The sequence below is a fragment of the Streptomyces sp. NBC_01508 genome (genome assembly GCF_045040315.1).
Taxonomy (GTDB): Bacteria; Actinomycetota; Actinomycetes; order Streptomycetales; family Streptomycetaceae; genus Streptomyces.
The window spans coordinates 5,859,264-5,883,449 of record NZ_CP109419.1 but is presented as its reverse complement, the minus strand read 5'-3'; the positions used below and the strand labels follow the sequence as shown (position 1 = coordinate 5,883,449).

The window sequence follows — 24,186 nt, the reverse complement described above, 5'->3', positions numbered from 1 at the left end:
GACAGTGCGCGATGTTCGTTGCGAACATCGCGCACCAACCGGCGCGGGGCGGCGAGATCGACCATGGCTACGGCCTGTCAGGCAGTTGGCAGGCCCAAAGCCCGCAGAGTGCCAGGCGGCACTTCAAGACTTTCGAGTTCGCGGGCGAGGCGCAGCACCTGGTCCGCGACGGCGAGTTCGCGGGGTGTCTCGGGGACGGTGTCGCCGATACTCCGCAGAAACTCCGCGATCTTGCGCCAGGAGTAGGAAACCGTCGCTCCCGGCGGACCGGGCAGCGGCTCCGGAAATCCTGGCAGCGCCGCAAGTGACTCCTCGTTACGGTCGCAGCGCTGCGCCGCCTCCCCCAGCGTCACCGTGTCGTCGTGGCGGACACTGACGGCGTGCAGCCCTGGGACGAGCCGGATATCGCGGGCCACTTGGGCGACCGCGTCAAGAAACGACGGCGCCTCGATGTCGCAGGACAGCTCGCTCAGTTCGGCGGGGTCCGTGTGAACCGCAAACTGACTCGGGTGCTCAGGGCCGAGGACGTACGACACAGATCCGTCAGCGAAGGCGTCGCAGTGGTCGAAGGCGTTGGCCTGCTCAGCGGTCAGAGGCTGGTTGAGACGAAGGACGAAACTCCACTCGGACACAGAAAGCACTCCTCTCAGTGCTGATGGTCACGGACGAACCGGTCGATTCGCTTCGCCTCATTGCCGGGGTTCTTGGGCGTGCCGGGCACGGTGTGAGTATCTCCGCAGGTGCAGCACACCACCCATCCCCACCGATGACCATTCCTATCGGGCGTGATTTTGCAACCAGCCCTCTTCGCGCGTTCGAGGGGCAGCCGCGACGTCCCCGGCTTGGTGTCGCCCTTTTGCAATCGTGCGCAGATAATACCCAGAGCTACGAGCAGGGTACGTTCAGCGACAAAATGGCGGCCTGGCCACCCGCCACCCGCAGCTCCGTCACCGCCGCGTTCCGCAGGCTCGGGAACACCCGGCGGTAGTCGCTCAGCGGGATCGACAGCAGGTCGCAGAGCACCAGCCGCAGCAGGGTGTTGTGGGCGACGACCAGCACCCGGCCGCCCTCGTGGGACGACGCGATGCGGTGCAGGGCCGCCGTACCCCGGGCGGCGGCGGCACGCGGGTCCTCCGCGTCCGGGAAGGGGTTCAGCACCGGGTCGGCGCGGAAGGCCGCCGCGGCTGTCGGGTCCACCGTCTCGAACTCGGCCAGTGTGCGGCCCTCCATCACCCCGAAGTCGCATTCGCGCAGGTCGTGTTCGCGTTTCGGTACGAGGTCGAGTGCCCGGCAGGCCGGCTCCGCCGTGGCGATCGCGCGGGGCACCGTCGACGTCCACACGGCGTCGATCCCAACGCCCAACGCCGCCTGCTGTCCGGCCCACTCCCCCAGCCGCGCCGCCTGGGCCCGGCCCTCGTCGGTGAGGCCGATGTCGCTGACGCCCGCGTAGCGGTTCTCGGCGTGCCAGAGCGTCTGGCCGTGGCGGGCCAGCAGCAGGGTCGTACTCACGAGGTCTCCAAAGCGTCGGCGCGGGTGTGGGCGTGGGTGGCGACGGGTGACGGGAGCCAGCCGCGCCGTTCCAGTTCGTCGACCATGTTCAGGTACGGCTCAAGGAAGCGCGCGGTGCGCGCCGGGTCGGGGTGCAGGATGTGGCTGAGGCCGACCATGCGCTCGGCCGCGTCCGCGAGGGTGGGGGCGGCGCCGGCGCCGTACGCGGCGAGGACCGCCATCCCGAGCGCCGGTTCGCTCTGCCGGGGGATGTGTACGGTCCGGCCGAGGATGTCGGCGCGCAGCTGGTTCCAGTACGCGCTGCGCGAGCCGCCGCCGGTGAAGGTGAGCGGGCCGTGCTGCGGGGCGCCGAGGTGGTCGAGGTAGTCCAGGCAGAGCCGTTCGGTGTGGCCGACGCCCTGGAGGAGCGCCGCCCAGTGGTCGGCGTCGGAGCGGGGTTCGCCGAGCAGGAAGGGCGTGGCGTCGGGGGCGAGGAAGGGGAACCGTTCGCCGCGCGAGACCAGGGGGTAGGCGAGGGCGGTGGACGGTTCGTGCGCGGGGGCGAGGGTGTCGAGGTGTGCCGGGTCCGCGTCGGGGAAGGCCCTGCCCAGGGCGCCGGCTCCGACGCCGGAGGCGCCGCCGGGCAGCCAACTTCCGTCTGCGGAGCGGTGGTTGTAGACCACGCCGGCGCTGTCGTGGACGGGGTCGGCGGTGACGCCCTTGAGGACGAGCGTGGTGCCGAGCACCGAGTTCCAGGACCCGACGCTCAGCGCGCCCGAGGCGATCTGGGCCGCGCAGCCGTCGGTCATTCCGGCGATCACGGGCGTGCCGGCGGGGATGCCGGTGGCCGCCTCGCCCTCGGCGCCGACCTCGCCGAGCCGCGCGCCGGGGCGTACGACCTCCGGGAAGAGGTCGTCCCCCAGCCCCAGCTCGCGCAACGCGTCGCGCGGCCAGGTGTCCGTCGTCAGGTCGTAGCCCGTCTTCAGCGCGTGGCTGGAATCCGTCGCGGTACGGCGGCCGACCAGGCGGGAGACGACGAAGTCGCTCTGGTGGGTGAGGCGTACGCCCGCGCTCGACGGTTGTTGCTTCAGCAGCCACATCGCCTTCGGCAGCGCCCACGTCGGCTGGACGCCCAGTCCTCGCTCGCGCGCCAGCGCCGCCTCCGCCGTGGCGCGCCCGTCGTCGTACATCAGGGCGGGGGTGAGCGGGCGGCCCGCCGCGTCGGTGAGCAGGACCGTGCCGGACGTGCCGCACACGGCGAGCGCGCGGACCGGGCCGGGTGGCCTCTCCCGCAGGGCTTCGCCGGTCGCCGTGCGCACCGCCGCCCACCAGTCGTCCGGCGACTGCTCGTGCCGTACCCCGTCGCGGCTGCCGGCGAGTGGGGCCGCGCCGCTGCCGAGCATGGCCCCGTCGTCCCCGACGAGCACGGCACGGACACTCTGCGTGCCGAGATCAAGACCCATCCACATATCGGCTCCTTCTGTGAAGTTCTCACTCTGCACCGAGATTTTCCAATGCGCGAGGGATTGACGCACAACTTGCCGTGTTCCAAGCTCTGTTAACCACTCGCGGGAACACGTTATCTACGGGTGGGAACGTGGGAACATCGACTCCTGCCGGACCGTGGAGGTCACGGATGGACATGTACAGGCAGCTCGGTCACGACCGGCGGCGGTTCCTCGCGCTCACGGCGGCGGCGTCATCCGTCCCGCTGCTGAGTGCCTGCGGGGCCGGCTTCGGTGGTGGTGAGGACAGCAAGGGCGACGGGTCGGCGGCCGATGACGTCACCGGCTCGTTCGACTGGCAGCGGCACAAGGGCACGACCGTCAAGGCACTGCTCAACAAGCACCCCTACACGGACGCGCTGATAGCCAACCTCAAGGCGTTCACGGAGAAGACCGGTATCAAGGTCGAGTACGACGTGTTCCCCGAGGACAACTACTTCGACAAGCTGACCGTGGACCTCTCCAGCGGCCGGGCGTCGTACGACATCTTCATGCTCGGCGCGTACATGGTGTGGCAGTACGGCCCGCCCGGCTGGCTGGAAGACCTCGGGCCGTGGATGCGCAACGAGTCGGCCACCGGCGCCGAATGGGACCAGGACGACTTCCTGCCGAACCTCCTCGAAGGCACCCAGTGGTCCCTGAAGCCCGGCACGCCGCTCGGGCAGGGCGGGCAGTACGCGCTGCCGTGGGGCTGGGAGGCCAACGTCGTCGCGTACAACACGGAGGTCTTCGACAAGCTGGGGCTGCGGCCCGCCGAGTCCTTCGACGAGCTGCGGGAACTCGCCGGCACGATCAAGCGCAAGGCGCCGGGGGCCGGTTACGACGGGATGTACGGGATCGCGGTGCGCGGCTCGCGGAGCTGGGCGACGATCCATCCCGGTTTCATGACGATGTTCTCCCGCTACAAGCTCAAGGACTTCACAGTCGACGGGGAGAAGCTGAAGCCCGCCATGAACTCCCCCGAGGCCATCACGTTCACCCGGGACTGGGCGGACATGGTCAAGAAGGGCGGGCCGCCCTCGTGGACCTCGTACACCTGGTACCAGTGTTCGAGCGACCTGGGCGCGGAGAAGGCGGGCATGCTCTTCGACGCGGACACCGCCGCGTACTTCCAGGCGGTGAAGGGCGCCTCGCCCGCCGCCGGGAAGATCGCCTTCCATCCGGGGCCGAAGGGTCCCGACGGGTCGCTCGCGACCAACATGTGGATCTGGTCGCTCGGGATGAACGCCAAGAGCAAGAAGAAGAGCGCCGCCTGGCTGTTCCTCCAGTGGGCCACCGGCAAGGAGCACCTGCGCAAGGGCGCGATCGAGCACAACCACATCGATCCGGTGCGCAAGTCGGTGAGCGACGACCCCGCGTACCGGAACAAGATGAAGGAACTCCCCGGCTTCATCGAGACGTTCGAGGCCGTGCAGGACCAGACGCGGATCCAGTTCACGCCGCAGGAGCAGTTCTTCGACGCGACCACGAGCTGGGCGTCCGCGCTCCAGGAGATCTACGGAGGCAAGAGCGCGGGGCCGGTGCTGAACGGCCTGGCGGACGATCTGGCCTCGAAGGTCGGGTGACGCCTCATGTCCTCGTCGACTGAGGCCGGTCACGGGGCGGTCTCGTCCGACGACGCGGCCGTGGCCGGCGCCCCTGAGAAGGCGTCGGCCGCGGGACGGGGTTCGGGCGCCGCCCCACCCGCGGGCTCCGCGCGGCAGGACGGACCCGGCGCGGAACGGAGCATCCCGCGCTGGCGGCGCTCCCTGCGGCCGTATCTGCTCATCGTGCCCGCCCTGCTGCTCACCGGCGGCATCCTCTATCCCTTCGGACTCGGCCTGTACTACACGGTGTTCGACTTCGCGGCGAGCAAGCCGCAGCCGGACTTCGTGGGCCTGGAGAACTACCGGCGGATCTTCACCGACTCCTCCTTCTGGGACTCGGCGTGGGTGACGGTGCTCTACGCGGTCGGCGCCGCCGCAGTCGAGACGGTGCTCGGCGTCGCCGTGGCCCTGCTGCTGCACCGCTCGACCCTGGTCGGCCGGGTGCTGGAGAAGGTCCTGATCCTGCCGCTGATGATCGCGCCGGTGATCGCCGCGATCATCTGGAAGCTGATGCTCCAGCCGTCGGTGGGGGTGGTGAACCATCTGCTGCAACCGTTCGGTCTGGGCGGGGTGCAGTGGACGGACACCCCGACGGGCGCGCTGCTGTCGTCGATCGCCGTGGATGTGTGGGTCTACACCCCGTTCGTCGCGATCCTGGCGCTGGCCGGGCTGCGCTCGCTGCCCACGTCTCCCTTCGAGGCGGCGGCGGTTGACGGCGCGGGCTGGTGGTTCACCTTCCGCAAGCTGACGATGCCGATGCTGTGGCCGTACGTCCTGGTGGCCGTGATCTTCCGGTTCATGGACTCGCTGAAGGTCTTCGACATCATCTACGCCCTGACGGAGGGCGGCCCCGGCGACTCCACGGTGGTGCTCCAGATCCGCGCCTATCTGGAGGCGATCCGCTTCCAGCGCTACTCGTTCGGGCTGAGCTACATGATCGTGCTGTGGGCGGTGGTCTATCTGGCGGCGATGGTGCTGGTGCGCTATCTGGCCCGGGTTCAGAACCGGGCCGCGGAGGTGCCCAAATGACGAAGCGACAGACCGTTTCCAAGCCGAACGGCACAGTGAAGCGGCGGTTGCTGGGGTTCGCCGCCGACGGCGCGCTGATCCTCTACTTCCTCTTCGCGCTCTTCCCCATCGTGTGGATGGTGATCCTCTCCCTGAAGCCGACGAACGAACTGTTCAGCACCTACTTCTCCTTCACCCCGACGCTGGACTCCTACCGCACGGTGCTCGGCGCCGGCGAGGACGAGGGTGTGCCGTTCGTACGGTTCTTCGTCAACAGCCTGGTGGTGTCGATGGGGGCGGTCGGGCTCTCCCTGGTGATCGGGCTGCCCGCCGCGTACGCCGCCGCGCGCTGGAAGTTCCGCGGCTCGGAGAATCTGATGTTCACGCTGCTGTCGTTCCGGTTCGCACCCGAACTGACCGTGATCATCCCGCTGTTCGTGCTCTACCAGAAGCTCGGACTCTTCGACACGTACGTCGGCATGATCTGGGTCCTGCAACTGGTCACGCTGCCACTGATCGTGTGGATCATGCGGTCGTACTTCGCCGATCTGTCACCGGAGCTGGAGCAGGCGGCGCTGCTCGACGGCTACACCCGCAAGCAGGCGTTCCTGCGGATCGCGCTCCCGCTGGTGAAGCCGGGCATCGCCGCCGTGTCCCTGCTGGCCTTCATCTTCGCGTGGAACAACTTCGTCTTCCCGCTCATCCTCACCTCGTCGGAGGCACAGACCGTGACCGTGGGCGCGCTGTCGTTCCTCGGCGGCGACCGTCCCAAGTACAACCTGACGGCCGCCGCCGCGCTGGTGTCGGCGATCCCGCCGCTGCTGCTGGCTCTCACGATCCAGCGGTATCTGGTGCGGGGACTGTCGTTCGGGGCGGTGAAGTCATGACAGCGACCGCATCCGGCACCACGTCCGTCTCACTGCGCGGCGTCCATAAGTCGTACGGGCGCGCCACCGCGCTCGACGGGCTCGAACTGGACGTCGCCGAGGGCGAGTTCTTCTGTCTGCTCGGCCCGTCCGGCGCGGGTAAGACGACCACGCTCAAGACCGTCGCGGGGCTGGAGGAGCCGGACTCCGGCACCGTCGAGCTGGGCGGCCGGGACATGACCGGTGTCGAGCCGTACGACCGGGGCGTGGCGATGTGCTTCGAGTCGTACGCGCTGTATCCGCACCGCTCCGCCTACGACAACCTCGCCTCGCCGCTGCGCTCCCCCAAGTACCGGCTGCCGGCCGCCGAGGCCCGGGTCCGGATCCATGAGATCGCCGAACTCCTCGGTATCGAGAAGCTGTTGGAGCGCCCCGTCGGGGCACTGTCGAACGGGCAGCGGCAGCGGGTGGCGCTCGGCCGGGTACTCGTACGGCCCGCCCGCGCGTTCCTCCTGGACGAACCGCTCTCCCACCTCGACGCCAAACTCCGCCAGGCGATGCGCGCCGAACTGAAGGCCATCGGCGATGTCCGGCACACCACCACGCTGTACGTCACGCACGACTCGGTGGAGGCGCTGGCGCTCGGCGACCGGATCGGGGTGATCAGGGACGGGCGGATCGTCCAGACCGGGACCCGGGAGGACATCTGGCACCGGCCGCAGGACACGTTCGTCGCCCGCGCCTTCGGGCGCCCGCTGATCAATCTGCTGCCGGGGACGGTCACCGCGGACGGGCACTTCGGGTCGGCGGAGGGCGGCTTCGAACTGCCGGTGGACGTACCGGCGCCGCCGGGCACCGCCGTACAGCTGGGTGTACGGCCGAGGGACGTCACCCTCGGCGGCGAGACGCCCGGCGCGCTGGAGCTGACCGGCACCGTCTACGTCACCGAAGTCCTCGGCCGCGCCACCGAGGTCACCGTCCGGCTCGGCACCCAGCAGCTGTCGCTCGTCGCCCCGCGCGCCGCCGCGGCCGGCCTGCGCACGGACGATCCGGTGCGGCTGCACGTCCAGCCTGAGAGCCTGCTCCTGTTCGAGGCCGACCGGCCGGAACGTCCAGGACGAAGGATCAGCCCATGAGCAGCACCCAGCAGCAGCGCGGCCCCGCCCCGCGCCAGGCGGCGATAGCCGAGTACGTCCTCGCCCAGGGCGAGGGCACCGCCGCCGAGCTGGCCGAACGGTTCGACGTCAGCCTGATGACCATCCACCGGGACCTGGACGAGCTCGAACGCAAGGGAATCGTCAGGAAGTTCAGGGGTGGGGTGACCGCCCAGCCGTCCGGTGTCTTCGAGTCGAACGTCGCCTTCCGGCTCAAGGCGATGCGCGAGGAGAAGGCGGCGGTCGGCCGGCACGCGCTGAGCCTCATCGAGCCGGGCATGGCGGTGATGCTGGACGACTCGACCTCCGCCCTGGAGATCGCGCGCCGCCTCGGCGCCATCACCCCGCTCACCGTCGTCACCAACTTCCTGGAGGTGATCAACCTGCTGTCCGGTGAGCGCGGCATCCATCTGATGGGGCTCGGCGGCGACTACGACCCGCTGCACTCCTCGTTCCTCGGTGTCAGCTGTGTCGAGGCCGTGCAGTCCCTCCAGGTCGACATCTGCTTCACCTCCACCTCCGCCGTCTCCGGTGGGTTCGCCTACCACCAGGAACAGCACATCGTGTCCGTGAAGCGGGCGATGCTCGACTCGGCGGCCAGGAACGTACTGCTGCTCGACCACTCCAAACTCGGCCGGGTCGCCCTGCACCGGCTGGCCCCGCTCTCCGTCTTCGATCTGGTGCTCGTCGACTCCGGCGCCTCCACCGAGGCACTGCGCGACCTCGACGAGCACAAGGTCCCCTATCAAGTCTGTGAGGTGGGCGATGACTCAACTCGCCCTGCGTGAGCTGCGTAAGACGTATGTGTCACGCGGCCGTCCCCCCGTCGACGCGGTACGCGGCATCGACCTCGACCTGCGCTCCGGCGAACTGCTCGGTCTGCTCGGCCCGTCCGGCTGCGGCAAGTCCACCACGCTGCGGATGATCGCCGGCCTGGAGGAGGTCACCGGCGGCGACATACTGGTCGGCGGGGACTCCGTCGTCGGCCGGCCGGCGCGGGAGCGCAACATCGGGGTCGCCTTCGAGAACTACGCGCTCTACCCGCCGCTGACCGTCGCGGAGAATCTCGGCTTCGGGCTCGCGGCGCGCGGTCTGCACGGGCGCGCGGAACGGGCCCGGCGGGTCGCCGACATGGCGGAGCGGATCGGCGTCACCGAGCTGCTCGCCGCCCGGCCCGCCGGTCTGTCCAGCGGCCAGAAGCAGCGCGTGGCGCTGGCCAGGGCACTGATCCGGGAGCCGGACGTACTGCTGCTTGACGAGCCGCTGTCCCATCTGGACGCCGCGCAGCGGGACACGACCCGCCGCGAACTCAAGCGTATCCAGCGGGACTTGGGCCATACGACGATCCTCGTCACGCACGACCAGGAAGAGGCGCTGTCGCTCGCGGACCGGATCGCCGTGATGAAGGACGGCGTGATCCAGCAGCTCGGCACGCCGTACGAGATCTACGACGCCCCGGCGAATGTGTTCGTCGCCGACTTCGTGGGGGAGCCGGCGATCAATCTGCTGCCGGGCGTCGTGGAGGCCGGCGGGTGGGTACGGCTGGCGCCCGGGGTGGGGTTCGGGTGCCCGGCCGGTCCGTCCGCCGGCCGCGCGGTGGTGCTGGGCATCCGTCCGGAGGATCTGCGGCTGACCCGGGAGGGTGAGCCGGGACCCGGGACGGGGGACACCGGGCCGGGCGGGGCGGCGGACGACGCCGTACGGGCTACGGTCAGCGCCCATGAGCCGCTCCTGGAGTCCGGAATCGCCACGCTCACGCTCGACGGCGTCGCCGAACCCCTCGTCGTGGAGACCGGTCCGGAGATACGCCTCGACCGTGGCGACACCGTGCGCGTCACCGCCGACCCGCGCCACACGCATGTCTTCGACGCCGAGACGGGAGCAGCCCTGACATGAGTGACATGAAGATCCTCGCCGCCGGTGACCACTTCGTCCTCAACTCACTGATCACCGAGGCCCTGCGGAGCGTGGTCGCCGCACCGGCCGAGATCACGGAACTCGCCCTCCCCTGGCCGCTGACGCCCTTCGGCAAGGTCGCCGAGGTGGACGAGGCCAACGACTGTGAGGACGCGCTGATCGAGGCCCTGGACGGGGTCGAGGTCTGCGTGACCCAGATGGGTCCCTTCACCGAACGGGTACTGGCCGCCTCCCCCGCGCTGCGGATGATCGCCGTGTGCCGGGGCGGCCCGGTCAACGTCAACGTCGAGGCCGCCCGGGCGCGCGGCGTCAAGGTCTGCTTCGCGCCGGGGCGCAACGCCGCGGCCACCGCCGAGTTCACCGTCGGGATGCTGCTGGCGGCCCTGCGGCGGATCCCCGAGGCGCACAACTCCCTGGTCCTGGACGGGGAGTGGGACGCCACGCACTACACGTACGAGCGCAGCGGCCCGGAGCTGGAGGACGCCGCGGTGGGGCTGATCGGCTACGGCGCGGTCGGCAGCAGGGTCGCCAGGGTGCTGACGGCGTTCGGCGCCGAGGTGGAGGTGTACGACCCGTACGTACGCGGCGACGTGTACGGCATGCGCTCCCCGTCGCTCGAAGCGCTGCTGTCCCGGTCGAATGTCGTCACCCTGCACGCCCGGCTCACCCCGGAGACCCGTGGGCTGATCGGCGCGCCCGAACTCGCCCTGATGCCAAGGGGATCGGCCCTGGTGAACGTGGCGCGCGGCGGGCTGCTCGACACGGAAGCGCTGTGCGACGCGCTCGACAGCGGGCAGCTCGCGGCGGCGGCGCTCGACACGTACGAGCAGGAGCCGCTGCCGCCCGGCTCGCGGCTGCGCACCACCCCGAACGTGGTGCTGACCCCGCATCTGGGCGGGGCCAGCAAGGCCGTGGCGCACAAGGCGGCGCGGATCGCGGCGGCGGAGGTGGGGCGCTATGCCAAGGGCGAGCCGCTGGCGCACTGCCTGACGTAGTGGTTGACGTAGTGGTTGACGTAGTGGTTGACGTAGTGGTTGACGTAGTGGTTGACGTAGTGACGTAGTGACGCGGTGGTGAACCGACCGACCTGAGGAGAGCGTGATGTACGTCGGTATCGATGTCGGCACGTCCATGGTGAAGGCGGCGGCGTTCGACGAGGCGGGCCGCGCGCTGGCCGTCGAGTCCCGCCCGGTGCGCCTCGACATCCACGGCGGCCATGTCGAGCAGGACATGGAGGAGGTGTACGGCGCGGTCCTCGACGCCCTCGGTACGCTCACCGCCGCCCTGCCGGGACCGGTCGAGCTGGCCGGGCTCACCGGCCAGGGCGACGGGGTCTGGCTGGTCGACGCCGAGGGGCGCCCGGTGCGGCCGGCGATCTCCTGGATGGACGGCAGGGCGCACGAGTTCGTGGACGCGTGGCTGGCGTCCGGCGTCTTCGAGTCGGTGTTCCGCCGCAGCGGCAGCGCGATGTTCCCCGGCTGTCCGGGGCCGGTGCTGGCCTGGCTCGACCGCCACGAGCCGGCCGTGCTGGATGCCGCGACGACAGCCCTGTACTGCAAGGACATGGTCTTCCAGCGGCTGACCGGGGTGCGGGCGACGGATGTCTCGGACGCGTCGATGCCGTTCCTGGACCCGAGGACGCGGGCGTATTCGGGCGACGTACTCGCCGAGTTGGGTCTCGCGCACCGGGCGCGGCTGCTGGCCCCGGTGAGCGATCCGGTCGCGACCGGCGAGCTGCCCTCGGGCGTACGGATCGCGAACGGTCCTTACGACCTGCCGGCCAGCGCGCTGGGCGCGGGGGTCACCGAGCCGGGCGACGGGCTGCTGATCATCGGCACCTGTCTGGCCTCGCTGGTCGCGACGGACACGCTCGACCTGGACGGTGAGCCGGGCGGGCTGCACATCTCGACGGACCGGCCGGGGCACTGGCTGCGCGCCATGCCCGCGATGGTGGGCACCGCCGCGCTCGACTGGGTGCTGACGATGACCGGCACGGACCTCGCGGAGGTGGACGGGCTGCTGGACGCGGTGGAGCCGGGCGCGGGAGGGGTTCGGGTGCTGCCCTATTTCGCGCCGTCCGGCGAGCGAGCGCCGTTCGTCGACCCGGCGCTGCGGGCCGAACTGACCGGTGTCTCCCTGGAGTCGACGGCGGCCGATCTGATCCGGGCCACCTGCGAGGGCATCGCCTACGCCGCCCGCCACTGCCTTGAGGCGGCGGGCCTGACGGGCAGCCTGGCGGTGTGCGGCGGCGGCACCCGGAGCCCCGCGTGGATGCGGCTGTTCGCCGATGTGCTCGGCAGGCCGCTGCGGATCGTGGAGGGCGAGGTGGGCGCGCGTGGCGCGGTCATCGCGTCGGCCGCCCGGCACGGGGTGGCGCTGGACGTCGCCGCGTGGACTGCCCCGACGGCGGTGGTGGACCCGGATCCGGTGCGGGCGGCGTACTACGCGAAGGGGTACGAGGACCATCTGGCGCGGCTGGGGGCGGCGCGGGCGCGGCACGGTTCGTAACGGGCCGGTCCGGCCGGTACCCCGGCACGTGGTCCGCCTATACACCTATACACCGGTTCGTCACCGTATGTCACGCCCTCGGGCACCCGTGGTGAACCCCGCATGGCCGGCCGCCGCACAGCCGGTGAATCCCTCGCGCGTCGCGCCAACTCGCGCTGTCCGCCTGCCTATCGTGCTGGCGCCGCCCCCGGAATATGCCAACTGCCCACCGTTCACGAGCCTGACGAGGGAGACCCGTATGTCCGCACAGCCCAGACGCCGCTCGATACTGCTCGCGGCCGGCGCCGCCACCGCGGCGAGCGCACTGCCCGGCCCCGCGGCGGCGGCCGCGGCGACCCGGCGCCCCGGCGCCGGCCGTCCGGTGGTCATCGGCCACCGGGGCGCCGCCGGGTGGCGGCCCGAGCACACGGCGGCGGCCTACACCTACGCCGTACAGACCGGCGCCGACTGGATCGAGCCCGATCTGGTGCCCACCAAGGACCATGTCCTGGTCGTGCGGCACGAGAACGAGATCTCGGGGACGACGGACGTCGCGAAGCGCCCGGAGTTCGCGGACCGGCGTACGACGAAGACGATCGACGGAAAGCCGGTGACCGGCTGGTTCACCGAGGACTTCACGCTGGCCGAGCTGAAGACGCTGCGGGCGGTCGAACGGCTGCCGTCGATCCGTAACCGCAACACCGTCTTCGACGGCCGTGAGCCGGTGATGACCTTCGAGGAGGTCGTGAAGCTGGCCCGCGAGCTGTCCCGGCGCCACCGCCGCCGGGTCGCCGTCTTCCCGGAGACCAAGCACCCCACGTACTTCCGCTCCATCGGGCTGCCCCTGGAGCCGGCGCTGGCGCGGATCGTGCGCCGCTACCGGCTGGACGCCGACGAATGCGTGGTCCAGTCCTTCGAGCCCAGCAGTCTGGCCGCGTTCGCCGATGAGCGGCTGCGGCTGCCGCTCTGGCAGGCGCTGGGCACGACGGGCGCGCCGTACGACCACGTCGCGGCGGGTGACCCCACGACGTACAAGGACATGATGACGCCGGAGGGGCTGCGGAAGATCGCGCGGTACGCGGACTGGATCGGCCCGGACAAGTCGTCCGTGGTGGAGCCGTTCACTCTGCTGGCCGACGCGCACCGGGCCGGTCTGAAGGTGGGCGCGTACACCTTCCGCGCGGAGAACCAGTACCTGCCGGCGGCGTTCCGGCGGGGCACGGATCCCAACGCGTTCGGTGACGCCTTCGCCGAGTACGCCCTGCACTTCGGCCGTGGTGTGGACGCCGTCGTGACGGACTATCCGGACATCGCGGCGATGGCGCGGGACGCGGCGGACACCTAAGTCCTGCCCGAACCCTAGGGTCTGTCGCCCAACGCCTGATCAACACCGAGCCCTCTTGCTGTTAGCGTGCTGTTGCATAGGATGCGCAATAAGCAGCGAGAGGGCTCGGCCATGGCCATCTACACACTCCCCGAACTTCCCTACGACTACGCGGCGCTCGAACCGGTCATCAACCCGCAGATCGTCGAACTGCACCACGACAAGCACCACGCCGCGTACGTGAAGGGTGCGAACGACACCCTGGAGCAGCTGGACGAGGCGCGCGACAAGGAGTCCTGGGGCGCGATCAACGGCCTCCAGAAGAGCCTCGCCTTTCATCTCTCCGGCCACATCCTCCACTCGATCTACTGGCACAACATGACGGGTGACAACGGTGGCGGCGAGCCGCTGGCGGCCGACGGTGTCGGTGACCTCGCCGACGCGATCACCGAGTCGTTCGGCTCGTTCGCCGGCTTCAAGTCCCAGCTGACGAAGGCCGCGGCGACGACGCAGGGATCCGGCTGGGGCGTCCTGGCGTACGAGCCGGTCAGCGGCAAGCTGATCGTGGAGCAGGTCTACGACCACCAGGGCAACGTCGGGCAGGGATCGGTGCCGGTCCTGGTCTTCGACGCCTGGGAGCACGCCTTCTACCTCCAGTACAAGAACCAGAAGGTGGACTTCATCGAGGCGATGTGGCGCGTCGTCAACTGGCAGGACGTGGCGAAGCGTTACGCGGCGGCGAAGGAGCGGGACAACGTCCTGCTGCTGACCCCCTGACGCGGCACCGCCCGCCCGTACCGCCACCGCCGTACCGCCACCCCCACAGACGTCCTGCTCGTGATCGTCTTCTCAGCCTTCACTTGCGGACGGAATGACGAAGGACCCTCGCGAGGACATGACTCGCGGGGGTCCTTCCATCTGCCGCTACTCGCCCGGCGCCGCGAGCGTGGCCCGGCGCAGCGCCGGGAACGCGGCGGCCACCGCGAGCGTCGCCACGACGCACACCACTCCCCCGGTCACGACGGCGGCCGACGCGCTCGTGAGTTCGGCGAGAAACCCGACCGCCGCGTTGCCGAGCGTCGGCGAGACCGTCGCCTGGACCATCCACAGGCTGCTGACGCGCCCCCGCAGACCGTCCGGTGTGCCGTGCTGGAGGAGCGCCGAGCGCAGCGTCTCGGAGATGAGGTCGCCGAGCCCGGCGAGGGCGAGCAGGACCAGGGCGAGCGGCAGCAGCGAGGTGAGGCCGAAGCCGGTGAGGGAGACACCCCACAGCAGTACGGCTCCGATCAGCGCGTGACCGCCGGCGCGGGCGGTCCAGCCGCTGGTCGCGGCGCCGACGAGGGCGCCGAGCGCGGGCGCGGCGTACAGCAGGCCGACCAGGCCGGGGCCGCCGCCGAACTGCTCGTCGGCGAGCACCGGGTAGAGGGCCTGCGGCATCGTGAAGACCATCGCCGCCGCGTCGATGAGCAGCAGTCCGACGACGAGGCGGTGCCCCCGGATGTAGCGCAGGCCGTCGGCGACGGACGTGAACGCCTGCCGTACGCCCTTGTTCGGCGCGGCGTCCGGTGCCGTGTCCGGCGCGGCGGGCGGCAGCGGCCGTACGAACAGCAGCGCCGCCGAGAAGACCAGGAACCCCACCGCGTCGACGGCGTAGCAGACGGCGAGGCCGGGTCCCGCGATGAGCAGACCGCCGACAGCCGGTCCCAGCAGGGCCGCGAACTGGGTGGAGGCGGCCGTCAACGCGCCTGCCGCGGCGAGGCGCCGGCCGACCCACCGCAAGCGCGCCACCCTCACCCGTGAGTCGGTGGGGCGGGCGGCGCTGGACTTTCTCGGGGAGCACGGGGCCTCCGAGCTGACGATGCGGTCGCTGGCCGCCGAACTCGGGGTGTCACCAAAGGCGTTGTACAACTACATCGAGGACCGCCGCGATCTGATCACCGTCGCGGCCGAGATCTTCGAGGCCGAGTGGCGACCGCCGGAGCTGGACCCGGCGCCTGGCAGGTGGCGTACGTCGCTGCGCGCGTTCTGCCGGGATCTGCGGGCGCACCACCGGAGCCGTCCGGGCATGACCACACTGGCGTTGAGCGAGAACATCACCGCGGCCCGCCATCCGGTGATGCTGCGGAACGTGGACGCGCTGATCGGGTTCTTCGCGGCGACCGGGCTCACGCCCCGGGACGCCTACCGCGCGTGCATGGAGTCGATCAGACTCGTCGTGGGCTTCGTGGAGTTCACGGATTCGCCGCACGACCGGCCGCCCGCCCATCTCGACCCGGCGGATCTGGCACAGTCGCCGCCGCCGTGGCTGCGCGCGGAGCCGGGGAGTGCGGCGGCCGGGTTGGAGCTGCCCCACCTCGACGGGGCCGGCGGGTCGGCACCCGACCCGCCGGACACCCTCTTCGAGTTCTCCCTGGACGTGTTCGTCGAGGGGATCGCGGCCCGCGCCCAGCGGCGTGGGCCGTGAAGCCGCAGGACTGTGAGGCCGTAAAGCCGTGAGGCTGCGGCTCAGTCGAAGATCGGATCCTGCGTACGGGTGCGCTTGATCTCGTAGAAGCCGGGAATCGAGGCGACCATCAGCGTGCCGTCCCACAGCTTCGCGGCCTCCTCACCCTTGGGCGCGGGGGTGACGACCGGGCCGAAGAACGCGATCTGCTCGCCGTCCGAGCCGGGAACCGCGATCACCGGGGTGCCGACCTCCTGGCCGACCTTGTCGATGCCCTCCTTGTGGGAGGCGCGCAGCTCGGTGTCGTAGGTGTCCTTGTCCGCGTAGTCGATGAGGTCCGCGGGCAGGCCGACGTCCGCCAGCGCCGCGGCGATGGTGTCGACGCCGTTGCCCTCGCCGGCGTTGTGGAAGCGGGTGCCGAGCGCGGTGTAGAGCTTGCCGACGACCTCGTCGCCGTGCAGCTGCTGGGCGGCGATCACGACGCGGACCGGGGCCCACGCGGCCTTCATGCCCTCCCGGTACCGCTCGGGAAGCTCGTCGAGCTTGTCCTCGTTCAGCACGGCCAGGCTCATCACATGCCAGTTGACCTCGACGTTCCTGACCTTCTCGACCTCCAGCATCCAGCGGGAGGTCATCCAGGCCCACGGACAGAGCGGGTCGAACCAGAAGTCGACCGGTGTCTTCGCACTCGTTTCACTCATGGGCGTGTCTCTCCTAGAGAAATAGAGGGCCGCGGTCCAACGATGGGCACCGTACGGGGCAACGCCACCGGCCGCCGGAGTCATTCCCGGGAGCCGCCGGCCAGGTGCCCCGTGGGAGAATTCGAACCGTTGTAGGTGGAAACACGCACGAAGGAGTGCCCGTGCCCGGTGAGAACCTGTCCCGCGACGAGGCCCGTGAGCGGGCCGAGCTGCTGTCCGTCGAGCGGTACGAGGTCGCGCTCGACCTGCGTTCGGCGGTCGGTGAGCCGTCGGACGGCGCGGGTACGGCGGGTACGGCGCGTACCTTCCGTTCCGTCACGACGATCCACTTCCGGTCGGCGCGGCCGGGTGCGGACACCTTCGCCGATCTGGTGGCGCCGAGCGTGACGTCACTGACCCTGAACGGCCGCGCGCTGGACCCGTCCACCGTGTTCGACGGCGCGCGGATCGCGCTGCGCGGGCTGGCCGAGGAGAACGTGCTGGTCGTGGACGCGCGGTGCGCCTACAGCCGTACGGGCGAGGGCATGCACCGCTTCGTCGACCCGGAGGACGGCGAGGTCTATCTCTACACGCAGTACGAGCCGGCCGACGCGCGCCGCGTCTTCGCCAACTTCGAACAGCCCGATCTGAAGGCGCCGTTCAGCTTCGAGGTGACCGCGCCGCGGGGCTGGACGGTCTGGAGCAACGGCGCGGCCACCGGGTCCGGCGCCGAGACCGGTGTGTGGACGTTCGCCGAGACCGAGCCGATCTCGACGTACATCACGGCCGTCGTGGCGGGGCCGTACCACCACGTCACCGATGTGTACCGGCGCGCGCTGCCCGACGGCTCCACGCTTGAGATCCCGCTCGGCGCGCTCTGCCGCAAGGGCCTCGCCCGGCACTTCGACGCCGACGACATCTTCCTGGTGACCAAGCAGGGGCTGGACTTCTTCCACGACAACTTCGACTACCCGTACCCCTTCGGGAAGTACGACCAGGCGTTCGTGCCGGAGTACAACATCGGCGCGATGGAGAATCCCGGCTGTGTGACCTTCCGCGAGGACTACGTCTTCCGGGGCAAGGTCACCCGGGCCTCGTACGAGCGCCGCGCGAACGTCATCCTGCACGAGATGGCGCACATGTGGTTCGGCGACCTCGTGACGATGAGCTGGTGGGACGACCTGTGGCTGAAGGAGTCGTTCGCCGACTTCATGGGCACGCTGTCGCTGGCGGAGGCGACGCGCTTCACCAACGCGTGGGTCACCTTCGCCAACAACCGCAAGGCGTGGGCGTACCGCGCCGACCAGCTGCCGTCCACGCATCCGGTCACGGCCGACATCCGCGACCTGGAGGACGCCAAGCTGAACTTCGACGGCATCACGTACGCCAAGGGCGCGTCGGTGCTGAAGCAACTCGTCGCGTACGTCGGACGCGAGGCGTTCCTGGAAGGCGCGCGGCGCTACTTCAAGCGGCACGCGTACGGGAACACCCGGCTCGGTGATCTGCTGGCCGTCCTGGAGGAGACGTCGGGGCGCGACATGGTGTCGTGGTCGCGCTCCTGGCTGGAGACGGCGGGCGTCAACTCCCTCACCCCGGTGGTCACTTACGACGCCTCCGGGCATGTGACGGAGCTGGCCGTGCTCCAGGAGGCCGCCGCGTCGCACCCCGAACTGCGCCCGCACCGGGTGGCCGTGGGGCTCTACCGGCGCGCGAGCGTGGACGCCGAGCTGGTCAGGTACGCCCGCGCCGAGGTCGACGTCGACGGGCCGCGCACGGTCGTCGCGGAGCTGGCCGGGGCCGAGCGGCCGGACCTGATCCTGGTCAACGACGACGATCTGACGTACTGCAAGATCCGGTTCGACGAGAGCTCGCTTCAGACGCTGCGCGAACACCTCGGCGAACTCACCGACCCGCTGGCGCGGGCACTGTGCTGGTCGGCGCTGTGGAATCTGACCCGGGACGGGCTGATGCCCGCGCGGGACTTCATCGCTCTGGTGCTGAGGTTCGCCGGGCGCGAGTCGGACATCGGCGTACTCCAGCGGCTGCACGCCTGGGCGCAGGGCGCGTTGGTCCACTACGCGGCGCCGGGGTGGCGCGAGGAGGGCGCGCGGGCGCTGGCCGAGGGCGCGCTCCGCGAGCTGCGGCTGGCCGAGCCGGGCAGCCAGCACCAGTTGACGTGGGCGCGGTTCTTCGCGTCGACGGCCGCCTCGGACGCCGATTTCCAGCTGCTGAAGGGCCTGTTGGGGAACACGGCGAAGATCGACGGCCTCGATGTCGACCAGGAACTGCGCTGGAGCTTCCTGCGTCCGCTGGCCGAGCACGGCCTGGCCGACGAGTCCGTGATCGAGGCGGAACTGGCCCGCGACGACACGGCGTCCGGCAAGCGGCACCAGGTCCGCTGTCTGGCCGCGCGCCCCTCGGAGGAGGTCAAGGCGACCGCGTGGGCGGACCTCGTGGACTCCGACGCCCTGTCGAACGCGCTGGTGGAGGCGACGATCGCGGGCTTCGCGCAGCCGGGGCAGCGGGAGTTGACCGCGCCGTACACGGAGAAGTACTTCGAGGTGATCGAACGGGTGTGGGCCGAGCGGTCGATCCAGATCGGCATGGATCTGGTGGAGGGCCTGTATCCGAGCCTCCAGGACCGGGAAGAGACGGTACGCGACACGGACACCTGGCTCGCCGCGCGTCCGGACGCGCCACCGGCCCTGCGCCGCTTGGTACTTGAGGCGCGGGACGATCTGGCGCGGGCGCTGGCGGCGCAGGCGTGCGACGCGGCGTCGGCTCCGGCGTCCGTGACATCGGATTGAGCGGTGCGGGCGGTCGCGGGCGGGGCGGGTCCGAAAGCGCCCCGCCTGATCGGCAATCGAACGTCCGTACTTTAGGACGAGCTTGTCCGGATTTGTCGACGGGCTCGTAACAGCGGTTAGCGGGTGGGCCGTTCGCGGGGAAGCCCCGGACATGAACAACTCCTCCACCTCCTGCGGCGGCGAAACCCCCTCCCCGCTCTCCCCCCGCCCGCTCAGCCACCTCGTCGGCGCGCGGCGGCGCGTACTGTCCGCCGCGCAGTTGCGCGAGCACGGTGTCAGCGCGGCCCGCGCCGCCGCGCGCTGCGGTCCCGGGGGTCCCTGGCAGCAGTTGCTGCCAGGGGTGTTCCTGCTCCACCAGGGACCGCCCACCAGCGAAGAGCGCCTGCACGGCGCCCTGTTGTACGCGGGCCGCCGCCCGGCCGGCGCCGCCCGCGGGGACGTCCCCGCGCAGCCCACCGGCACCGGCGCCCCCCGCGACACCGCCATGATCACCGGCCTGGCCGCCCTCACCCTGCACGGTCTGTCGTCGTCCCCCTCGCTGACCGCACTGCCCCATATCGACGTACTGGTCCCCCGCACCCGCCGGCTGCGCTCCACGGGCTGCGTCCGCATCGTGCGCGCCCACGCGCTGCCCGGCGCGGAGCGGGTCACCGGCCTCCCCGTCGCCCCGGTGGCACGCGCCCTCGCCGACGCGGTCGCCGGACTCACCGACCCGGCTGCCGTACGCCGGCTGCTCACCGAGGCCGTGCGCCACGGGCACTGCGAACCGGCCGCCGTCGTCAGGGAGTTGAGCCAGGCCCGGCTGCTGTCCCGGCCGCATGTGGTGGACGCCGTCGACTCGCTGCTCGCCGCCGGACGGGCCATCGCCGAGGGCCGGCTCTACGAGATGGTGCGGACGTACGGGCTCCCCGAGCCGGTCTGGAACGTCGACCTGCGCCTGCCGGGCGGCCCGCACCTCGGCGGGCTCGACGCCTACTGGCCGGACCACGCGGTCGCGGTGGAACTGGACACCCGCGCGCCGCGCCACGGCAAGACACCGCAGGACGAGGTCGTGTGGTCCGCCGGCGCCCGCAAGCGCGAACACCTGGAGCGCCTGGGCATCACGGTCGTCCATCTGACGCCCGGGAAGCTGCGGGACTCGCTGGAGTTGCAGGCGACGGTCGTGCGTACGGCCCTGCTCGCGGCGGCCGACCGGGAGCCCCCGGCCCGGGTGGTCGTGCTGCCGAGTTGACGGCCGCCCAGCGACTCGACCCGGACGGGTCGGTCCGAGGCGGCGGTCTCGGCGGTCACGACCGCGATATGTCGCCGCCCACCGACGGCGCCGGTCCGAAGAAGGCCCGGATATCGGGTGGTTGGTCCTCGATGGCGGGTGCCGCGTGGTGGCGGATGTACGCCAGCGCCACTTCCCTGTACCGACAGCTCTCCACAAACCCTGGTCATTTACGCAAAGCTGAGCGGTCATCCGGTACCGAATTCCGGACTGTCTCTTTCACAACCAGGGATGCTGATGACCTCCGAATCCGAGCGCTCCATATCCGGGCCGAGACGCGTGGCTCGGGTCGCCGCCGCCACGGGCCTGGCCGCCGCGCTGATAGCCTCCGGCGCACTGCCTGCCTTCGCTGCTCCGGCAGCCGACGACCCGGCCGCCTCCGCACCTGTGAAACCCGCCAAGTCGGCCTCCGAGAAGCTCGGTTCGGCCGATGTCGACCTGCTCGACAAGGCCGTCGCCGAGGGCGACAAGAACGTCACCGTCATGGTGGCCACCGCTCCGGGACAGACCGAGCAGGTCTCCGACCAGTTCGACGCCGTGTCCGGCGCGGTGGTCGGCAAGACGTACGACAAGCTCGGTTACGTACGGGCCACCCTGCCCACCGGCAAGGCCGAGGCCGTGCTCAAGGCGGCTCAGAAGCTGTCCTCCGTCCATGGCATCGACCTCAAGCACGAGATCGAACTGGACGACCCGACGCCCGCCGCCGACACGGTCAAGGGCGCCGCGAAGGCCAAGGGTGCGGTGGCCGCGACGGCCCCCGGAAAGAACACCCCGGCGAAGAACCCGTACAACCCGTCCTTCGAGACCGGCGCGGTGGACTTCGTCAAGCAGAACCCGAAGGCGGACGGCCGCGGGGTCACCATCGGCATCCTCGACTCGGGCATCGACCTGGGCCACCCGTCGCTCCAGAAGACCAGCACCGGCGAGCGAAAGATCGTCGACTGGGTCACGGCGACCGACCCGGTCAACGACGGTGACGGCACCTGGCGTCCGATGCAACTCGACGTCAAGGGGCCGTCGTTCACGGTCAACAACCGGACCTACTCGGCCCCGGCCGGGAACTACAAGTTCAACCTGTTCGCCGAATCCGCCACGCGCGGCGGCGACATGGCCGGTGACCTGAACCGGGACGGCGACACCACCGACGTCTGGGCGATGCTGTACGACCCGGGCACCCGCACCGTCCGTGTCGACCTCAACAACGACGCCAAGTTCGGCAACGACACGATCATGAAACCGTACCGCAACGGCTTCCAGATCGGCTACTTCGGCGAGGACAACCCGAAGACCGAGATCGTCGAGCGCATCCCGTTCGTCGTCGAGGTCCGCGAGGACGTCGTCAACAACGCGGGCGTCAAGTCCGACTACGTCAACATCGGTGTCATCGAGGGCTCGCACGGCACCCACGTCGCCGGCATCACCGCGGCCAACAGCCTCTTCGGCGGCAAGATGAACGGCGCGGCGCCCGGCGCCCAGCTGGTCTCCTCGCGCGCCTGCACCTGGAGCGGCGGCTGCACCAACATCGCCCTCACCGAGGGCATGGCCGACCTCGTCATCGAGCGCGGTGTGGACATCGTCAACATGTCCATCGGCGGACTGCCCGGCCTCAACGACGGCAACAACGCGCGGGCCGAGCTGTACAACCGGCTCATCGACACCTACGGCGTCCAGCTCGTGATCTCCGCGGGCAACGACGGCCCCGGCACCAACACCATCAGCGACCCCGCCGTCGCGGACAAGGTCATCTCGGTCGGCGCCTCCATCTCCAAGGACACCTGGGCGGCGAACTACGGCTCGGTCGTCACGACCGACTACGACATGATGCCGTTCTCCGCCCGCGGTCCGCGTGAGGACGGTGGCTTCGCGCCGATCATCTCGGCCCCCGGCGCCGCCATCAACACCACGCAGACCTGGTACCCCGGCGGCCCCGTCGCCGAGGCCGGCTACCAGCTGCCGCCCGGCTACTCGATGCTCCAGGGCACCTCGATGGCCTCGCCGCAGGCGACCGGCGCGAGCGCGCTGCTGCTCTCGGCGGCCAAGCGGAAGGGGATCGAACTGACCCCCGCGAAGCTGCGCACCGCCCTCACCTCCACCGCCACCAAGATCGCCGGCAAGAAGGCGCACGAGCAGGGCGCGGGCCTCATCGACGTCGTCGGCGCGTGGGACGCGATCACGGACGGCGCGAAGGCCAACGAGTACGCCGTCAAGGCCCCGGTCGACACCTCGATCGACTTCGCGCTGAAGACCCCGGGCTTCGGCACCGGTGTCTACGACCGCGAGGGCGGCCTCCAGGCCGGCAAGAGCCGGACGTACGACGTCACCATCACCCGCACCACCGGCCCCAGCCGCCTGGTGGAGCACCAGCTCAACTGGAAGTACAACGACGGCACCTTCAAGCTGCTGAGCGGCAAGAAGGTCAAGCTGCCGAAGAACAAGGCGGTCACCGTCACCGTGCAGGCCAAGCCCGACCAGGCCGGCACGCACAGCGCCATCCTCGAACTGGACGACCGCTCCAGCACGGGCGTGGACAAGCAGATCCTCACCACGGTGGTCGTCGCCAAGAAGCTGGCGAAGCCGTCGTTCACGTACTCGTCGCTGGGCTCGGTCGAGCGCAACGGCACCGAGTCGTACTTCGTCACCGTCCCCGAGGGCGCCAAGACCCTTGAGGTCGCGCTCGGCGGACTCGCGGACGGCAGCCAGACCCGCTTCATCAGCCTGCACCCGCAGGGTGTGCAGATGGAGGACAGCTCGACGATCTTCTGCTACCCGAACTACCCGAATCCGGCCAACACCTGCCGTCCGGACCTGCGTTCGTACGCGGACCCGACACCGGGCGTCTGGGAGATCGAGGTCGAGTCGCGCCGTACGTCGCCGCTGCTGAACAACCCGTACAAGCTGGACGTCACCGTGCTCGGCGCGTCCTTCGACCCGGCGGTGACCACGCTCCCCGAGGCCAAGATCGGTACGCCGACCCCGGTCGAGTGGACCGTCACCAACAAGTTCGCCGCCATCGACGGCAAGCTCGCGGGCGGCTCGCTCGGCTCGGCGAAGGTCGACCGGCCTTCGATCGCGCAGGGCGAGAACAAGGAGACGACCGTCACCCTCGGTGCGGGCGTCGAGCGGCTCGACGTGGCCATCGGCGGAGTCTCCGACCAGTCGGCGGACCTGGACCTCGCGGTCTACCGGGACGGCGTGCTCGTCGGACAGGCCGCCGACGGCGACTCCGAGGAGGCCGTCAGCCTGATCAAGCCGGCGGCCGGTGAGTACACCTTCGTGGTGGCCGGCTACTCGGTCCCGGCCGGGACCACCGCGTACGACTACCGCGACGTCTTCTACTCGGCGACGCTCGGCGAGGTCACGGTCGGCGACGCTCCGGTGAAGCTCGCCAACGGCGCGTCGGCGGAGGTCTCCGCCGAGGTGACGGTGGCCGGCGCGGCTCCGGAGGGCCGGCAGTTCTTCGGCGAGGTCCAGCTGCTGAACGCACGCGGTACGGCCGCGGGCACCGGCAGTGTGGTGATCGAGAAGGTCCTGCCGTAACGGTCCGTACTACCTCCGTACGTAGGGCGTAGGGACACGTGACACGAGGGGCGGGCGTCCGCACGGGCGCCCGCCCCTTACGCGCGTCCGCTGCCTGTGACCGACGCCGCACCG

Annotated in this window: 19 protein-coding genes; 14 read left to right on the top strand and 5 right to left on the bottom strand. The window is 70.5% G+C overall.

Annotated features, from left to right (window positions below):
* Nucleotides 1-77 precede the first annotated feature (77 nt).
* The 3 genes from OG700_RS27300 to OG700_RS27290 form a co-directional block, all read right to left on the bottom strand.
* On the bottom strand, nt 78-632 hold the full coding sequence (locus OG700_RS27300; protein WP_405618004.1) for a hypothetical protein: 555 nt from the start codon (nt 630-632) through the stop codon (nt 78-80).
* A gap of 253 nt (nt 633-885) precedes the next feature.
* On the bottom strand, nt 886-1,509 hold the full coding sequence (locus tag OG700_RS27295) for a histidine phosphatase family protein (RefSeq protein ID WP_405618002.1): 624 nt from the start codon (nt 1,507-1,509) through the stop codon (nt 886-888).
* The gene (locus tag OG700_RS27290; protein ID WP_405618000.1) at nt 1,506-2,951 is read right to left on the bottom strand and encodes an FGGY-family carbohydrate kinase; all 1,446 of its coding nucleotides are present in this window, start codon (nt 2,949-2,951) and stop codon (nt 1,506-1,508) included. The genes OG700_RS27295 and OG700_RS27290 overlap by 4 nt, the downstream gene beginning before the upstream one ends.
* 173 nt (nt 2,952-3,124) lie before the next feature.
* On the opposite strand from OG700_RS27290, the gene OG700_RS27285 reads away from it, so the two are divergent.
* The 10 genes from OG700_RS27285 to OG700_RS27240 all read left to right on the top strand — a co-directional run bounded on the left by OG700_RS27285 (nt 3,125) and on the right by OG700_RS27240 (nt 14,112).
* The gene (locus OG700_RS27285) at nt 3,125-4,558 is read left to right on the top strand and encodes an ABC transporter substrate-binding protein (protein ID WP_405617998.1); all 1,434 of its coding nucleotides are present in this window, start codon (nt 3,125-3,127) and stop codon (nt 4,556-4,558) included.
* A gap of 6 nt (nt 4,559-4,564) precedes the next feature.
* Nucleotides 4,565-5,608 carry a carbohydrate ABC transporter permease gene (locus tag OG700_RS27280; RefSeq protein WP_405617996.1) on the top strand — a complete coding sequence of 348 codons (1,044 nt, stop codon included), beginning with the start codon at nt 4,565-4,567 and terminating at the stop codon, nt 5,606-5,608.
* Nucleotides 5,605-6,474, top strand: coding sequence for a carbohydrate ABC transporter permease (locus OG700_RS27275; protein ID WP_405617994.1), 870 nt, complete (start codon nt 5,605-5,607; stop codon nt 6,472-6,474). Before OG700_RS27280 ends, OG700_RS27275 begins: the two co-directional genes overlap by 4 nt.
* A complete protein-coding gene (locus tag OG700_RS27270) occupies nt 6,471-7,589 on the top strand; it encodes an ABC transporter ATP-binding protein (RefSeq protein ID WP_405617992.1) in 1,119 nt (372 codons plus the stop codon). Before OG700_RS27275 ends, OG700_RS27270 begins: the two co-directional genes overlap by 4 nt.
* Nucleotides 7,586-8,395, top strand: coding sequence for a DeoR/GlpR family DNA-binding transcription regulator (locus OG700_RS27265; protein ID WP_405617990.1), 810 nt, complete (start codon nt 7,586-7,588; stop codon nt 8,393-8,395). The genes OG700_RS27270 and OG700_RS27265 overlap by 4 nt, the downstream gene beginning before the upstream one ends.
* Nucleotides 8,373-9,503 carry an ABC transporter ATP-binding protein gene (locus OG700_RS27260; RefSeq protein WP_405617988.1) on the top strand — a complete coding sequence of 377 codons (1,131 nt, stop codon included), beginning with the start codon at nt 8,373-8,375 and terminating at the stop codon, nt 9,501-9,503. Before OG700_RS27265 ends, OG700_RS27260 begins: the two co-directional genes overlap by 23 nt.
* A gap of 5 nt (nt 9,504-9,508) precedes the next feature.
* A complete protein-coding gene (locus tag OG700_RS27255; RefSeq protein WP_405622003.1) occupies nt 9,509-10,519 on the top strand; it encodes a 2-hydroxyacid dehydrogenase in 1,011 nt (336 codons plus the stop codon).
* A 106-nt stretch (nt 10,520-10,625) separates the two neighbouring features.
* Complete coding sequence (locus OG700_RS27250) at nt 10,626-12,032, top strand: FGGY family carbohydrate kinase (RefSeq protein WP_405617986.1); 1,407 nt, start codon at nt 10,626-10,628, stop codon at nt 12,030-12,032.
* A 238-nt stretch (nt 12,033-12,270) separates the two neighbouring features.
* Nucleotides 12,271-13,356, top strand: coding sequence for a glycerophosphodiester phosphodiesterase family protein (locus tag OG700_RS27245; protein ID WP_405617984.1), 1,086 nt, complete (start codon nt 12,271-12,273; stop codon nt 13,354-13,356).
* 111 nt (nt 13,357-13,467) lie between these two features.
* Nucleotides 13,468-14,112, top strand: a complete 645-nt coding sequence (locus OG700_RS27240; protein WP_405617982.1) for a superoxide dismutase — start codon at nt 13,468-13,470, stop codon at nt 14,110-14,112.
* 147 nt (nt 14,113-14,259) lie between these two features.
* Here the strand turns inward: OG700_RS27240 and OG700_RS27235 are convergent, their stop codons facing one another.
* The gene (locus OG700_RS27235; protein WP_405617980.1) at nt 14,260-15,075 is read right to left on the bottom strand and encodes an MFS transporter; all 816 of its coding nucleotides are present in this window, start codon (nt 15,073-15,075) and stop codon (nt 14,260-14,262) included.
* On the opposite strand from OG700_RS27235, the gene OG700_RS27230 reads away from it, so the two are divergent.
* On the top strand, nt 15,059-15,799 hold the full coding sequence (locus OG700_RS27230; protein WP_405617978.1) for a TetR/AcrR family transcriptional regulator: 741 nt from the start codon (nt 15,059-15,061) through the stop codon (nt 15,797-15,799). The genes OG700_RS27235 and OG700_RS27230 overlap by 17 nt on opposite strands.
* Nucleotides 15,800-15,840: 41 nt before the next feature.
* Here the strand turns inward: OG700_RS27230 and OG700_RS27225 are convergent, their stop codons facing one another.
* Nucleotides 15,841-16,479, bottom strand: a complete 639-nt coding sequence (locus tag OG700_RS27225; RefSeq protein WP_405617975.1) for a DsbA family protein — start codon at nt 16,477-16,479, stop codon at nt 15,841-15,843.
* 161 nt (nt 16,480-16,640) lie between these two features.
* Here OG700_RS27225 and pepN point away from each other — a divergent pair, with 161 nt between their 5' ends.
* The 3 genes from pepN to OG700_RS27210 all read left to right on the top strand — a co-directional run bounded on the left by pepN (nt 16,641) and on the right by OG700_RS27210 (nt 24,072).
* Nucleotides 16,641-19,265: an aminopeptidase N gene (gene pepN / locus OG700_RS27220; RefSeq protein ID WP_405617973.1), complete on the top strand. Its 2,625-nt coding sequence runs from the start codon at nt 16,641-16,643 to the stop codon at nt 19,263-19,265.
* Nucleotides 19,266-19,416: 151 nt separating this feature from the next.
* Nucleotides 19,417-20,496, top strand: coding sequence for a hypothetical protein (locus OG700_RS27215; RefSeq protein ID WP_405617971.1), 1,080 nt, complete (start codon nt 19,417-19,419; stop codon nt 20,494-20,496).
* 270 nt (nt 20,497-20,766) lie between these two features.
* Nucleotides 20,767-24,072, top strand: a complete 3,306-nt coding sequence (locus OG700_RS27210) for a S8 family serine peptidase (RefSeq protein ID WP_405617969.1) — start codon at nt 20,767-20,769, stop codon at nt 24,070-24,072.
* The last annotated feature ends 114 nt before the right edge of the window (nt 24,073-24,186 follow it).

Coding starts and splice junctions, on each gene's coding strand:
- OG700_RS27215 (WP_405617971.1), top strand. CDS start 19,417: ATGAACAACTCCTCCACCTCCTGCGGCGGCGAAACCCCCTCCCCGCTC.
- OG700_RS27255 (WP_405622003.1), top strand. CDS start 9,509: ATGAAGATCCTCGCCGCCGGTGACCACTTCGTCCTCAACTCACTGATC.
- OG700_RS27280 (WP_405617996.1), top strand. CDS start 4,565: ATGTCCTCGTCGACTGAGGCCGGTCACGGGGCGGTCTCGTCCGACGAC.
- OG700_RS27290 (WP_405618000.1), bottom strand. CDS start 2,951: ATGGGTCTTGATCTCGGCACGCAGAGTGTCCGTGCCGTGCTCGTCGGG.
- OG700_RS27245 (WP_405617984.1), top strand. CDS start 12,271: ATGTCCGCACAGCCCAGACGCCGCTCGATACTGCTCGCGGCCGGCGCC.
- OG700_RS27260 (WP_405617988.1), top strand. CDS start 8,373: ATGACTCAACTCGCCCTGCGTGAGCTGCGTAAGACGTATGTGTCACGC.
- OG700_RS27250 (WP_405617986.1), top strand. CDS start 10,626: ATGTACGTCGGTATCGATGTCGGCACGTCCATGGTGAAGGCGGCGGCG.
- OG700_RS27210 (WP_405617969.1), top strand. CDS start 20,767: ATGCTGATGACCTCCGAATCCGAGCGCTCCATATCCGGGCCGAGACGC.
- OG700_RS27275 (WP_405617994.1), top strand. CDS start 5,605: ATGACGAAGCGACAGACCGTTTCCAAGCCGAACGGCACAGTGAAGCGG.
- OG700_RS27285 (WP_405617998.1), top strand. CDS start 3,125: ATGGACATGTACAGGCAGCTCGGTCACGACCGGCGGCGGTTCCTCGCG.
- OG700_RS27265 (WP_405617990.1), top strand. CDS start 7,586: ATGAGCAGCACCCAGCAGCAGCGCGGCCCCGCCCCGCGCCAGGCGGCG.
- OG700_RS27225 (WP_405617975.1), bottom strand. CDS start 16,479: ATGAGTGAAACGAGTGCGAAGACACCGGTCGACTTCTGGTTCGACCCG.
- OG700_RS27240 (WP_405617982.1), top strand. CDS start 13,468: ATGGCCATCTACACACTCCCCGAACTTCCCTACGACTACGCGGCGCTC.
- OG700_RS27270 (WP_405617992.1), top strand. CDS start 6,471: ATGACAGCGACCGCATCCGGCACCACGTCCGTCTCACTGCGCGGCGTC.